This window comes from Sphingobacterium sp. UBA7253, assembly GCF_002472745.1.
In the GTDB taxonomy this organism is placed as follows: domain Bacteria; phylum Bacteroidota; class Bacteroidia; order Sphingobacteriales; family Sphingobacteriaceae; genus Sphingobacterium; species Sphingobacterium siyangense.
Map to the genome: position 1 here is coordinate 87,458 of NZ_DKSP01000069.1, position 12,395 is coordinate 99,852.

Consider the following 12,395-nt stretch of genomic DNA (forward strand, 5'->3'; position numbering starts at 1 on the left):
TTGCCTGTAAGAAATATAATGTCGACTTAATTGGCGGAGACACTTCCGCTTCAGCCCAAGGCTTGGTTATTTCTGTGACAAGCATAGGTTATGCTGATACAGATCAGATTGTTTATCGTAATGGTGCGCAGGAAGGTGATCTTTTGTGTGTGTCTGGTGATCTAGGGGCAGCTTATATGGGCTTACAGCTCTTGGAGCGTGAAAAGGATATCTATTTAGAAAATCCAAATGTACAGCCTGATTTAGAGGGAAAAGATTATATTGTTGAACGCCAATTGAAACCTGAAGCCCGGAAAGACATTGTTGAATTATTTGCCAAGCTAGGGATCAAGCCCACAGCGATGATGGATATTTCAGACGGGCTTGCATCAGAAATTCTACATATTTGCAGACAATCTGACAAAGGTTGCAGATTATATGAGGAAAAAATTCCATTGGATCAGATGACTTATGATACGGGGCGGGAATTTGGCATTGATCCAACCGTAGCCGCACTTAATGGCGGTGAAGATTATGAACTACTGTTCACAATAGCTCAGGCCGATCATGATAAAATCAAAAACTTACCGGATATTAGCATTATTGGTTATATGACGCCAAGTACTGAAGGCTGTGAAATGATTTCCAAATCAGGGAATCTTTATCCGATAACAGCCCAGGGGTGGAATGCTTTTAAGAAAAAAGACTAATACGAAAAAGACCTGTTCAAAACAGGTCTTTTTTTATGCTTCTTGCTCCTCAAGCCGGAGTTCCTCTACCTCATTTGGATCTCTTTCACCTACATTGAAATTGTTATAGCCTAAGCCCACTTCGATCTGTAATAATCTCTGTTGCAGCATTTCAAGAATTGCTAAAAAGTTATAGACAAACTGTATTTTATTTTCTGAGTTTTTAAGAATTTCTTGAAAATCCAATTTTTTATTGATTTCAATTAGTTCGGCTATTGCTTTCTTCTGTTGTTCAATAGTGTATGGATATTTGACAACTGTATGTGTTACTTCTGGGGGACGATTACGGAATTGATACATCATTTGCTCGTAAATCATCATTAGACTATAAAGGTCGAAGCTATCCAAATTTTCTCCGGTAGAATCTAATTTTAGTCTTTGTTGGATATCATAGCGTATGTTGCCTCGATTGTATAGTTTGAGACGATCCTCCTCCAAGACTCTCAAATCGTCACAGGTCTCTTTAAATTGCTTATAGAGAATAAGTTTTTGAACAAGATCTTCTCTAAGATCGATTTCATTCTCATTTTCATCTAGGTCTAGACGAGGCAAGAGCATTTTAGCTTTAATACGCATCAGTGTCGAAGCAACAAAGATAAACTCGCTTGCCATTTCCATATTGAGCGCTTGCATTTGGCTCACATACGATAAAAAATCATCTGTAATCTTTGAAATCGGTATATCGTGGATATTTAATTCATCCCGTTCGATAAAAAATAATAATAAATCAAAAGGTCCCTCAAATTGAGGAAGCTTGATTTCGTAGCCTTCTTCTACTTGCATATCTTATACAAATTTACATATAAAATCTTTTGGAATAACTTCGATACAAACTATTCATTATTTTATTTGTTGTACCTCAATATGTAAATGCGATTTAATTTTAAAGATTAAATAAAATTGTCGTTACTTTGTACGAACATATCATGTAAATAGCAGTACTATGCAGTTTGAGGCTGGAGAACTATTAAGTAAAATAAACGATCCCTCTGATCTTAAAAAGCTAAAGGAAGACCAATTAGAACAGTTAAGTCAGGAATTACGTCAATTTATTATTGATCAGGTTTCGGTTAATGGTGGTCACTTTGCAGCAAGTTTGGGAGTCGTCGAGTTAACGGTGGCGTTACATTACGTAATGAATACCCCATACGATCAATTGATCTGGGATGTAGGTCATCAGGCTTATGGACATAAAATCCTAACAGGTCGCCGGGATATATTTCATACAAATAGAATTGAGAACGGGATTTCGGGCTTTCCGAACCGTTTTGAATCTAAATACGATGCATTTGGTGTTGGTCACTCATCAACATCTATTTCTGCTGCGCTGGGTATGGCTGTTGCCTCTCAGATAAAAGGTGAGAAAGACCGTCAGCATATTGCTGTGATCGGTGATGGTGCCTTGACGGGAGGAATGGCATTTGAAGCATTGAATCATGCTGGAATTTCTAAATCAAATCTTTTGGTGATCTTAAATGATAACTGCATGTCGATAGATCCGAATGTTGGTGCATTAAAGGAGTATTTGACAAGCATTACCACCTCTAAGCGATACAACAGATTTAGAGACGATATAGCAGCAGTATTGACAAAGATTTCAGAAGTTGGTCCCAATGCACTTGGCATTGCCAAAAAGCTTGAAAAAAGCATAAAGGGAACTTTGCTGAAAAATGCTAATCTATTTGAATCTTTAAATTTTAGATACTTTGGGCCAGTTGACGGGCATGATGTTAAAAAATTGGCTAAAACGCTAGAAGATCTTAAACACATACCAGGTCCCAAATTATTGCATGCTGTCACTATCAAAGGAAAGGGCTTCGCGTTGGCGGAGAAAGACCAGACGAAGTGGCACGCTCCAGGTTTATTTGATAAAATTACCGGTGAGATCAAGAAGTCTTCGAATGATAAACCGGTAGCTCCCAAATTTCAGGATGTCTTTGGACATACCTTGGTGGAGCTTGCAGAAGAGAATGATAAGATTGTGGGTATAACACCTGCAATGCCATCCGGTTCTTCCATGAATATTATGATGAAAGCTATGCCTGAGCGTGCATTTGACGTCGGTATTGCCGAACAGCATGCTGTTACTTTCAGTGCTGGACTTGCAACTCAGGGACTATTGCCATTTTGTAATATTTATTCATCGTTTATGCAACGGGCCTATGATCAGGTAATCCATGATGTTGCATTGCAAAATCTGAACGTCGTTTTCTGTTTAGACCGTGCGGGCGTGGTAGGAGCGGATGGTGCGACACACCATGGAGCTTATGATATCGCATTTATGCGCTGTGTTCCAAATATGACGGTTTCTGCGCCGATGAATGAGGAAGAGTTACGAAATTTAATGTATACAGCTCAGTTACCCAATAAAGGTCCATTTGTTATTAGATATCCTAGAGGAAATGGTGTTATGCCAGACTGGCGTCGCCCATTTACGGAAATAGAAATTGGAAAAGGACGTCTTATAACAGAAGGGGAAGAGCTTGCTATATTGAGCTTTGGCGCTATAGGAAATGAAGCCGTTAAAGCGGTACAGCAGTTGAATGAATTGGGGATACACCCAGCACATTATGATCTTCGATTTGCTAAACCATTAGATGAAGTCTTACTCCATCAGGTCTTTAAAAAGTTTGATAAAATTATCACGGTTGAAGATGGAAGTTTACAAGGGGGCATAGGTTCCGCTGTATTGGAGTTTATGGCAGATCATGGATATCATAGCCAAGTGGTTCGTTTAGGTATTCCCGATAAGATCATTGAGCATGCTGAACAAAATGCACAGTGGAAGAATGCCCACTACGATGCGAATGCGATCATAGCAGAAGCTAAAAAACTTTGTAATGGAAAATTGACCAGTTCAATGGTCGGATAAAAGTTATACACTATAAGAAACAAAAAAGGAGATCCATATGGACCTCCTTTTTTGTTTCTATAGTATCGCATTTTTGGAGCTCACAATTAATCTCATATGTTACAATGTGTTTTTTTCTTTCGGATAAATTATATAGATTTTTGTTTTACAGTTGGACATAAATAAGTTGAATCGTCCATTAGCAATGATGTTAAGTTGGCTTTAAATTCTTATAAATTTAATATTAAAAATATATGAACTAAAGATTGTAATTAGCTATTATTTTGGTTAATTTAGATTTAGACCTTAAGGACTGAGACGTAGTTAGTTTGCTACTTTTTTTGTTCTTTTTTTTCAAATAAATTTGGAATGTTAATAATTATTTTTAGAGATCAATTTTAGCGCTAGTTTTCCACAATTTTACATAGTAAATATCTGATATATAGTTGTTTATTAATTATTTTATATTTTAGTTTTTTAGCTGATATTTTTTTGTCATCTTCGTTCTCAGAGAAAGTTATCAACATATTTTTTGTCGCGTATTGTAAATCAACTTATTAACAATTTTAGAATGGAAAAAACGTATTCAAGTGTCTGGAATAATTGTCTTTCGATTATCAAAGATAATATACCAGCGCAAAGTTTCAAGACCTGGTTTGAACCTGTGAAAGCAGTCCGTTTGGAGGGTGACGTTTTGACTATTCAAGTGCCTAGCTTATTTTTTTATGAGTGGCTGGAAGAACACTATGTAGGAATTCTTCGTAAGACCGTAAAGAAATTTTTAGGAGAACAAGGTAGATTGGAATACAATATTGTAGTGGAGAAGTCTTCAGCTTCTCATCCCTATACGACTAATCTTCCATCGAATGGCAATGGAGCAGAAGGGAAAAGACAATCTATCCCTGTACCGGTATCTTTAAATAGAGATATCAAAAATCCATTTGTTATTCCTGGATTGAAAAAATTGCAGGTTGATCCGCAATTGAATCAAAACTACACATTCGAAAATTTTATCGAAGGTGAATGTAATCGTCTTGCTCGCTCTGCAGGTTACGCTGTAGCGAATAAGCCAGGTGGTACTTCATTCAACCCTTTGATGATTTATGGTGATGTTGGTTTGGGAAAGACACACCTTGCCCAAGCAATCGGAAATGAAATCAAGAGAAATCTTCCCGATAAACTGGTCATTTATGTGTCTTGTGAGAAATTCTGTCAGCAGTTTGTGGATTCATTGAAAAATAATACAATCAATGATTTCGTTAACTTTTATCAAGCAATGGATGTCATCATTATGGATGATGTACATAACTTTGCCGGTAAAGAAAAAACACAGGATATTTTCTTCCATATTTTTAATCATTTGCATCAATCTGGAAAGCAAATTATTTTGACTTCAGACAAAGCACCTAAGGATTTAGCTGGTTTGGAGGAACGTTTGCTTAGTCGTTTTAAATGGGGATTATCTGCAGATATTCAGATTCCTGATCTTGAGACGAGAATGGCAATTTTGAAGAAGAAGATGTATTCCGATGGTATTGACTTACCTGAAAATGTAGTGGAGTACGTCGCAACACAGATCGATAACAGCGTTCGTGAATTGGAAGGAGCCATGGTTTCATTATTGGCTCAGTCTACTTTGAACAAAAAAGAGATCGATTTGGGCTTAGCAAAATCCATGTTGAAGAATTTTGTGAAGAATACCCATAAGGAAATTTCAATGGACTTTATTCAAAAATTAGTCTGTGAATATTTTGAAGTTCCTGTGGATATGGTGAAATCGAAAGTTAGAAAGCGTGAAATCGTGCAGGCCAGGCAAATTTCGATGTACTTAGCAAAAGCACATACCAAATCTTCACTAAAATCGATTGGAGCATTCTTCGGAGGAAGAGACCACTCGACAGTCATTTATGCCTGTCAAACCGTAGAGGATTTAATTGAAACTGACAAGAAATTTAAAACTTATGTAAGTGACATTATGAAAAAATTAAAATCTTAATGTCAATTATCGTAAGCAAAACACTAGAAGGGCTGTCCATATTACTTGGACAGCCCTTTTTTAGTGTATTTAAGGCCCTGTAAGGCATAAAAAAGCCTCTGGATATGCATTACATACCCAGAGGATTTTCATTCGTTCTCGAATGGTTATTGTTGTTGTTGATTGCTCTGTCCGTTACCGGATTCTTTTTGTTCTGTTGTTTCTTGCGTTGCGGGAATGTTTACCGGAGGTCGCTCAGTTACATATTTCTGATAAGCAACTTTTTGTTCATCTGTTAGCAACTGTGCTATTTTAGTATCTGATTCACCCTGTATTTTGGCAATATTCTCCTTTTTGACGTCAACCTTAGTCGTGGAGTCCTGAATGACAGCCGCTATAGCTTTTTCTTGATCCAATACGATTGTTGATACCGCAGTTTTCTGCTCGTCATTTAATGTCAGCTTTGTGACTAATTCAGTCACTACCTTTGTTGCATTTTCTTCCGGTGTTGTTTGTGCTTGTTGTGCAAATGTTAGGCCCATCGCTAGGAAGAAACCTATGCCTGCTAAAAATAACTTTTTCATGATGTTCAATTTTAGATGAAATTATTCAATGTTTTTCTGCTACCTAATTTTACTTTGTTGTCGATTATTGACCAGATTCAGTTTTCGTAGGCTCAGCTGCGGTCGGCACAGCTTTAGCTGGTCTTTCAGTTATGACTTTTTGATAAAGCGATTTCTGATCTTCGTTAAGTAATTGACTGACTTTGGTATCTACTTCAGTCTGTAGCTTATTAAGCGCTTCGCTTTTCGCTTGAGCAGAAGACCCAGTATCTTTTACTATTGTCTGTTCTGCTTTTACCTGATCCAATAGAATGGTTGATACCGCAGTTTTTTGCTCATCATTCAGATGCAGTTTCTGTACAAGTTCAGTCGTTGCTTTAGCAGCTGCATCTTCGGGACTACCCTGTTGTGCAAACGTTAGGCCCATCGCTAGAATGAATCCTATTCCGGTTAAAATTAGCTTTTTCATATCTATTGTATTTAAAAAGTTACAATTAAACGATCTTGCTATAAAAACTCGGAAAGGGGTATTTATATTGTATCAACTATGTTACTTTAACAAAGTTTTAACATTAACTAATTGTAATTCATTGTAATACGGGTTTTTATATATGGTGTGAAATGCAAAAATTGATGATATCGCTGTTATTGCACAGTTAACAGGATCGATAAAGTTAGACGAACTTAATTGTGATGATAACGTCAGAATAAAACTGAACGTGAAATAAAAAAGGCCTTGTTTTTTGACAAGGCCTTTTCTAAGATAGCTTTATTAATTGTCGGAACGTTTAGACATTCTTTCTTTCATTTTTTCTTGTTGTTCGTCAAATAGCTTAGCTTGGTCTGGAGTAAGCCATGATTTGATTTTGGTTGTTTGTATTTCCTGAAGCTGCTTAAATTTTTCCATACTCGCTTTTCGATCTCCACCATCATTTCGAAGAGCAGCCCGTTGTTGAGCCTGACTTAATGTAAGGTTATAGATCGAATCTTTTTGCGTTTGATTTAGGCTTAATAATTTGTCTAAATGCTCTACGCGCATTTTAGCTTGTTCTTCAGGACTACGTTGCTGACGTTGTTGGGCAAAAACTCCTGTGGCACTTAAAAATAGACAAGCTACTGCCATTAAAATTTTCTTTTTCATCTTTGTATAGTTTATATCATGAGTGCCGAATATCGGGTATACACTCAATTTGTTCATTATAGACAGAGCGAAAACTTTTGAGATTCTCTGTTTACATATAGAATCTAAATTTGATGAAAAAGTTTAGTATAGCATCTGATCTTAACAAAATTTAAGGTTGATTAACACTTTGAGCCACTGCATTATATAGCCTTTCATGGAATATTTCCTGTTGGATAGGGTCGTGAAATTTAAGACCGATCGGCAGATAAGCCAAATCAATTGCAGTAAATTGCTGTTTAAAAGGTTTTAGTCGCTGAAAGTCCTTTTCAGTTGTCAATACGATCTTGTTGCTGCTCGCCAGATCGTGGTAAGATTTTGCAATTTGATTGATATCCGATTCAGTAAAAGAATGATGATCTTTAAAGGAAATGTGTTGGATTGAATTGGTTTTGTTTTGGAGATAATCTACTAAGGGTTGAGGTTTAGCAATACCCGTAACCAAAATAATATCTTTGCCTTTGACATCGATTAGATTTCCTTTACTATTGATGGGTTCAAGATAGTCGATATAGCTAAATACTATTAAAGCTTCTTTGTTATAATACCTGATTTTGTTTTCTATCCGTTTTTTTTGCTCATTAGAAAGATCAATAGGACATTTCGTAATCGTTATGATCTGTGCGCGTTTAGCCTCCATAAGGAGATCCCTAAAGTTTCCTGTGGGAAATACGAACATAGGGTGAGAAAATGATAAAAAATCAAATAATAATATATTGAAAAGAGGCGATAATTTTCGGTGTTGATAAGCGTCGTCCAGAATAATAAGTTGATGAGTTGACTGAAGTTTTTCAACTCCAGTACAACGATCCTCACAAACTGCAACAGTGACAGCCGGAAATTTATTTTTGAACTGTAAGGGCTCATCACCGACATCCATAGCCGATGAATCCGTCTGTACCAATAAGAAACCTTTGGTGCTGCGTCCATACCCCCGACTGAGTATTGCTGTTTTAAAGTGACCTTTAAGGCTGGATACCACAAATTCAGTCATTGGGCTTTTTCCTGTCCCACCAACGGCAAGATTTCCTATAACTACGGTTGGAATGTCAAAAGACCGCGATGGAAGCAGCTTAAGATCATATAATCGATTTCTTATCCACACCACAAGGGCATAGATGATGGTAAAAGGAAATAATAGATATCGTAATAAGCGTATCATTTTGGAACAATGGTTAACCCTACGTCTGTGATTTCTTTCAACGGATTTTCTTTCATGTTCTGTTCGATGGAAATCGTATAAATTCCTGTATCCGGAAATAGGTAATCTTTATGGATGATGGATTGATTGTTATACAAGCTGCCAGAGGATTTTCCAAGCCATTTTCCATCCGGTCTGGCCATTTTTATTTCTTTACGATAAGTATATTGTTTTTTATCTGGGCCTCGTTGGTAAATAAGTACAAAAAGATTGGAAAAAGCATATTCCGGTGTATGACGGACATCCATCAATACGTCGTATCGTTTGGTCTTGTCGCCGATATGAAATTGAAAACTAGGCGGTGATGTATTCAGCCAAGCTTTATTATCAATGGGTTTATTTTCATTTATGACAAAAGTTTGGTCACAAGAACACCCTATGCCAATACATAACAAACCAATAAGGAAGGGAGAGCTTTTGAGTTTCATGTTTATTTATAAAAAGAATATGCCTAATGGGTTAAAATTAGGCATATTTTTTTTATTCTGCTTTCGGTGCAGCATTGTTGTTATTACCTTTGTTTTTATTCCGATGGCGATTGAAGCGCTTTTTGGGTCTGTTGTTAGATCCTTCTTTATTCTCTTTATTCGCGCTTGGAGCTCCAGCATCGGTCGAAATCTGAGGTTTAGCACTTTGTCTAGGTGTACTTTGTTCGGACTTCTCAGTTTTTTGTCCAGCCTTACTTTCAGGTTTGACAGTATTGCTTTTGGATTTTCTTTTTTTCTTTCTTTTATTCCGGTCATCAAGTCGAGTTAAGCTATCTTGTCCGACTACATTTTCGTAATCGTAATTGATATTTTTCTCTTCTCTGACTTCATCGTTATCTACTGCACTCGAAATTGCTTCCGGTTTGATCCCCTGCTTATTCATTTCGACAAACTCTTTGACTTGTTGAACGGGAATGGCGATCCAATTTTCAGCTCCAGGAAAAGAGAACCACATCATTTTCTTGAAAATATCGGTCTTTTGAAGATAAGCAACTCCTTTTAGCGTTTCGATGCGGTCGATATTATTAGGGATGTCTTTTAAAGCATCCATGTAACTATCTAATTCATAATTGAGACAGCATTTTAATTTTCCGCATTGTCCCGCTAGCTTTAACGTATTCAAAGAAAGATTTTGATAACGTGCTGCCGACGTGGATACTGTTTTGAAATCCGTTAGCCAGGTTGAACAGCAGAGTTCGCGACCACAGGAGCCGATTCCACCGAGACGGCTAGCTTCTTGTCGCATACCTATCTGGCGCATTTCAATGCGTATTCTGAAAGCTTCAGCCATTTTTTTGATAAGCTCACGGAAATCCACGCGGCCCTCAGCAGTGTAGTAGAAGGTAGCTTTGGTTTTATCGCCCTGGTAGTCAACATCAGAAATCTTCATGGACAAACCCAGGTCCAAAGCCAGTTTACGTGCTTTGTGCATAGTTTCCCATTCGAGATCTTTTGCTGCATTATACTTCTCTACATCCATTTCATTGGGCTTCCGATAGATTTTTTTAGTTACCGTTTCTGGGGTAACATTGTTCTTTTTTAATTGTAGTCTGACCAATTCACCCGTTAAGGAGACATGTCCGACATCATAGCCACCAGTAGAAGGTTCTACAACGACCATTTCCCCCATTTCAAGGTAGGTATTGTCTACATTAATAAAGAAATCTTTTCGTGATCCCTTGAATCGTACTTCGACGATATTAAATGGTTTATAGTTTGAAGGCATATCCATATCGGAAAGCCAGTCATATACATCTAATTTATTACATCCGCTAGTCATGCAAGAGCCATTGTTCTGACATCCTGCTGGTGTACCATTTGTCGTGGTAGTACCGCAACCTCCGCCGGATGAGCAACTGCCACATCCCATAGTTTTCTATATTATATATTGAGTTCCTTTCGGAAACGTTTTGTACTTGTATATTAATGTTAACTGCAAAGATAAATCTAAAAATAATATTTTGGGATTTGCATTTCTTTCTACAAAATAATGTGTTTCCTCAAATAGATTTATTGTTGCTTCAATTTGTTCAACGGTATAGTGTACGGCAAATTTTTGGACAAAATCCAATTCTTTGGCCGGTAAGAACACTAAGCTGGAAAGCCCTTCTTTGATTAATATAATTTGACGCATCATATTAATTGCATAAAAAAGAAAGCTTTTTTGGTTTTCTCGCCCCATTTTTGAGAGCTCTTCTTCCACTAAAGAGATCATATTGGTTCCCGCATCTGAAACAATGAAACGTAACCAATTGACTAAAATGCCAAAATGATTATTTGTCTGCGCGTGCAATAGATTGGTTGCTTCCTGGAGATTTCCATCTGCAATAAAAGCAATCTCTGACGCCTCTTGATCCGAAAGTTGATGTACCGTTTTTAAGTATTGTGTTACCTCACTATGATCCAGTTTCTTTATTTTGACCAATTGCGTACGCGATATGATCGTATTTAATATTTTGTCCTGATTTTCTGCAACCAGAATAAAGAGCGTTTTTTCGGGTGGTTCTTCGATTAACTTTAACAGCGCATTGCCTTGTGTGTCCAGGTATTCGGGCAGCCACATAATTAAAACCTTATATTCAGCTTCGAAGGATTTGAGGCTTAGTTTTTTGATGATCCCATGCGCCTCGGCAATATTGATATTGACCTGTTTGTTGTCCGCATCCAATTGATTGCGCCAATACTCCAATCCCATGTACGGATTGGATAAAAAAGATTTTCGCCAGCTGTCCGCATAATCGGATGCCGTATCTTCCTTATGTTTGGCTATGAAAGGATAGGACATGTGGAGATCGGGATGGATCAGCTTATTATATTTTCGACAAGAGGGGCATTCGCCACAACTGTCGGTTGACTGTCGGTTTTCACAATTCAAAAACTGTGCATAAGCATAGGCTAATGCAAGGCTACCAGAGCCCTCTGGACCAAGAAATAATTGCGCATGACTCACACGATTTTCATGAACCGTGCGAACTAAATGTTCTTTGATGTCTTTGTGCCCAATGATCTCTTTAAACTGCATACACTACTGCTATTATACAAATGTAATAAATATTGTGATTTATCGGGCCGAATTTGCTTTCTATACTTTTGGCGCTGTGCTTATTAATTGAAATACAATCGCTTATTTGAACGATCGAAATCTCTTTATGTGGAAAGAAAGCAGCCTATAAAACTGAAAAATATTGATTAATTTGTGTATTATTGCACATAATAATTAGTATTCAGGAAATGAGATTCATTGTATCAACATCAATTTTATTAAAGCAGTTACAAGCTATCAATGGCGCATCCAGTACAAGTACTGTTTTGCCTATCTTGGAAAACTTTCTTTTTGAAATAAAAGACAATAACTTGACTATTTCTGCTACGGATCTGCAAACTAGTATGGTTACTTCCTTACAGATCGAAGCAAAAGAAGAGGGAAGAGTAGCCATGCCTTCGAAGATTTTGATCGAGACATTAAAAACCTTACCAGATCAACCAGTAGCATTTTCAGTAGATATGAATACCTTGGCTATTGAGATCAGTGCAGGTGATGGAAAATATAAATTGAGTGGAGAGAATGCCGACGATTTCCCTAAAATTCCTTCAATCGATAACGGGTCCGTTATTCAGATGCCAGCTCCTATTTTGTCAGAAGCGATCAGTAAAACAATCTTTGCTGTCAGTAACGACGAATTGAGACCTGCGATGTCCGGTGTTTTGGTGCAATTAGCTGAAAAGAATGTGACTTTTGTCTCTACTGATGCGCACAAGTTGGTGCGTTATTCGAGAACTGATATTGGTGCTGAAAAACCAGCATCACTTATTTTGCCGAAAAAGGCACTTTCATTGCTCAAATCGTCGCTACCATCCGATGATGTTACAGTATCGATAGAATATAATCAAACCAATGCGTTCTTTAGCC

The 12,395-nt window shown here is 37.3% G+C and carries 12 protein-coding genes; 4 read left to right on the forward strand and 8 right to left on the reverse strand.

Going from position 1 to position 12,395, the window contains the following annotated elements; all coding sequences use genetic code 11:
• Window positions 1-689 (forward strand): thiamine-phosphate kinase (thiL, locus tag B2X72_RS06590; RefSeq protein ID WP_286848719.1); only part of this gene is annotated, 689 nt, incomplete at its 5' end.
• A 33-nt stretch (window positions 690-722) separates the two neighbouring features.
• Here the strand turns inward: thiL and B2X72_RS06595 are convergent.
• Window positions 723-1,511, reverse strand: a complete 789-nt coding sequence (locus B2X72_RS06595; protein WP_120335635.1) for a segregation and condensation protein A — start codon at window positions 1,509-1,511, stop codon at window positions 723-725.
• Window positions 1,512-1,671: 160 nt separating this feature from the next.
• Between B2X72_RS06595 and dxs the strand changes: the two genes are divergently transcribed.
• Window positions 1,672-3,600 carry a 1-deoxy-D-xylulose-5-phosphate synthase gene (gene dxs, locus B2X72_RS06600; RefSeq protein ID WP_088163404.1) on the forward strand — a complete coding sequence of 643 codons (1,929 nt, stop codon included), beginning with the start codon at window positions 1,672-1,674 and terminating at the stop codon, window positions 3,598-3,600.
• A 550-nt stretch (window positions 3,601-4,150) separates the two neighbouring features.
• On the forward strand, window positions 4,151-5,575 hold the full coding sequence (dnaA, locus tag B2X72_RS06605; RefSeq protein ID WP_046672557.1) for a chromosomal replication initiator protein DnaA: 1,425 nt from the start codon (window positions 4,151-4,153) through the stop codon (window positions 5,573-5,575).
• A 146-nt stretch (window positions 5,576-5,721) separates the two neighbouring features.
• Here dnaA and B2X72_RS06610 read toward each other — a convergent pair whose 3' ends face one another.
• The 7 genes from B2X72_RS06610 to B2X72_RS06640 form a co-directional block, all read right to left on the reverse strand.
• Entirely contained in the window at window positions 5,722-6,138 is a 417-nt protein-coding gene (locus B2X72_RS06610) for a hypothetical protein (RefSeq protein WP_088159743.1), read from the reverse strand.
• A 64-nt stretch (window positions 6,139-6,202) separates the two neighbouring features.
• Complete coding sequence (locus tag B2X72_RS06615; RefSeq protein WP_286848724.1) at window positions 6,203-6,586, reverse strand: hypothetical protein; 384 nt, start codon at window positions 6,584-6,586, stop codon at window positions 6,203-6,205.
• A 303-nt stretch (window positions 6,587-6,889) separates the two neighbouring features.
• Complete coding sequence (locus B2X72_RS06620; protein WP_145328250.1) at window positions 6,890-7,258, reverse strand: hypothetical protein; 369 nt, start codon at window positions 7,256-7,258, stop codon at window positions 6,890-6,892.
• A 151-nt stretch (window positions 7,259-7,409) separates the two neighbouring features.
• Window positions 7,410-8,459: a tetraacyldisaccharide 4'-kinase gene (gene lpxK / locus B2X72_RS06625; RefSeq protein ID WP_286848726.1), complete on the reverse strand. Its 1,050-nt coding sequence runs from the start codon at window positions 8,457-8,459 to the stop codon at window positions 7,410-7,412.
• The gene (locus B2X72_RS06630) at window positions 8,456-8,926 is read right to left on the reverse strand and encodes a gliding motility lipoprotein GldH (protein ID WP_286848728.1); all 471 of its coding nucleotides are present in this window, start codon (window positions 8,924-8,926) and stop codon (window positions 8,456-8,458) included. Before B2X72_RS06630 ends, lpxK begins: the two co-directional genes overlap by 4 nt.
• Window positions 8,927-8,978: 52 nt before the next feature.
• Window positions 8,979-10,355 (reverse strand): PSP1 domain-containing protein, encoded by a 1,377-nt coding sequence (locus B2X72_RS06635; protein WP_286848730.1) that lies wholly within the window; start codon window positions 10,353-10,355, stop codon window positions 8,979-8,981.
• Between the two features lie 6 nt (window positions 10,356-10,361).
• Entirely contained in the window at window positions 10,362-11,507 is a 1,146-nt protein-coding gene (locus B2X72_RS06640; RefSeq protein WP_088159748.1) for an ATP-binding protein, read from the reverse strand.
• A 209-nt stretch (window positions 11,508-11,716) separates the two neighbouring features.
• Here B2X72_RS06640 and dnaN point away from each other — a divergent pair.
• The coding region (gene dnaN, locus B2X72_RS06645) for a DNA polymerase III subunit beta (protein WP_286848731.1) at window positions 11,717-12,395 on the forward strand (679 nt) is incomplete at its 3' end.

Bases quoted from the DNA above. Each gene is read 5' to 3' on its own strand.
- B2X72_RS06595 (WP_120335635.1), bottom strand. From the start codon at position 1,511: ATGCAAGTAGAAGAAGGCTACGAAATCAAGCTTCCTCAATTTGAGGGA.
- dxs (WP_088163404.1), top strand. From the start codon at position 1,672: ATGCAGTTTGAGGCTGGAGAACTATTAAGTAAAATAAACGATCCCTCT.
- dnaA (WP_046672557.1), top strand. From the start codon at position 4,151: ATGGAAAAAACGTATTCAAGTGTCTGGAATAATTGTCTTTCGATTATC.
- B2X72_RS06610 (WP_088159743.1), bottom strand. From the start codon at position 6,138: ATGAAAAAGTTATTTTTAGCAGGCATAGGTTTCTTCCTAGCGATGGGC.
- B2X72_RS06615 (WP_286848724.1), bottom strand. From the start codon at position 6,586: ATGAAAAAGCTAATTTTAACCGGAATAGGATTCATTCTAGCGATGGGC.
- B2X72_RS06620 (WP_145328250.1), bottom strand. From the start codon at position 7,258: ATGAAAAAGAAAATTTTAATGGCAGTAGCTTGTCTATTTTTAAGTGCC.
- lpxK (WP_286848726.1), bottom strand. From the start codon at position 8,459: ATGATACGCTTATTACGATATCTATTATTTCCTTTTACCATCATCTAT.
- B2X72_RS06630 (WP_286848728.1), bottom strand. From the start codon at position 8,926: ATGAAACTCAAAAGCTCTCCCTTCCTTATTGGTTTGTTATGTATTGGC.
- B2X72_RS06635 (WP_286848730.1), bottom strand. From the start codon at position 10,355: ATGGGATGTGGCAGTTGCTCATCCGGCGGAGGTTGCGGTACTACCACG.
- B2X72_RS06640 (WP_088159748.1), bottom strand. From the start codon at position 11,507: ATGCAGTTTAAAGAGATCATTGGGCACAAAGACATCAAAGAACATTTA.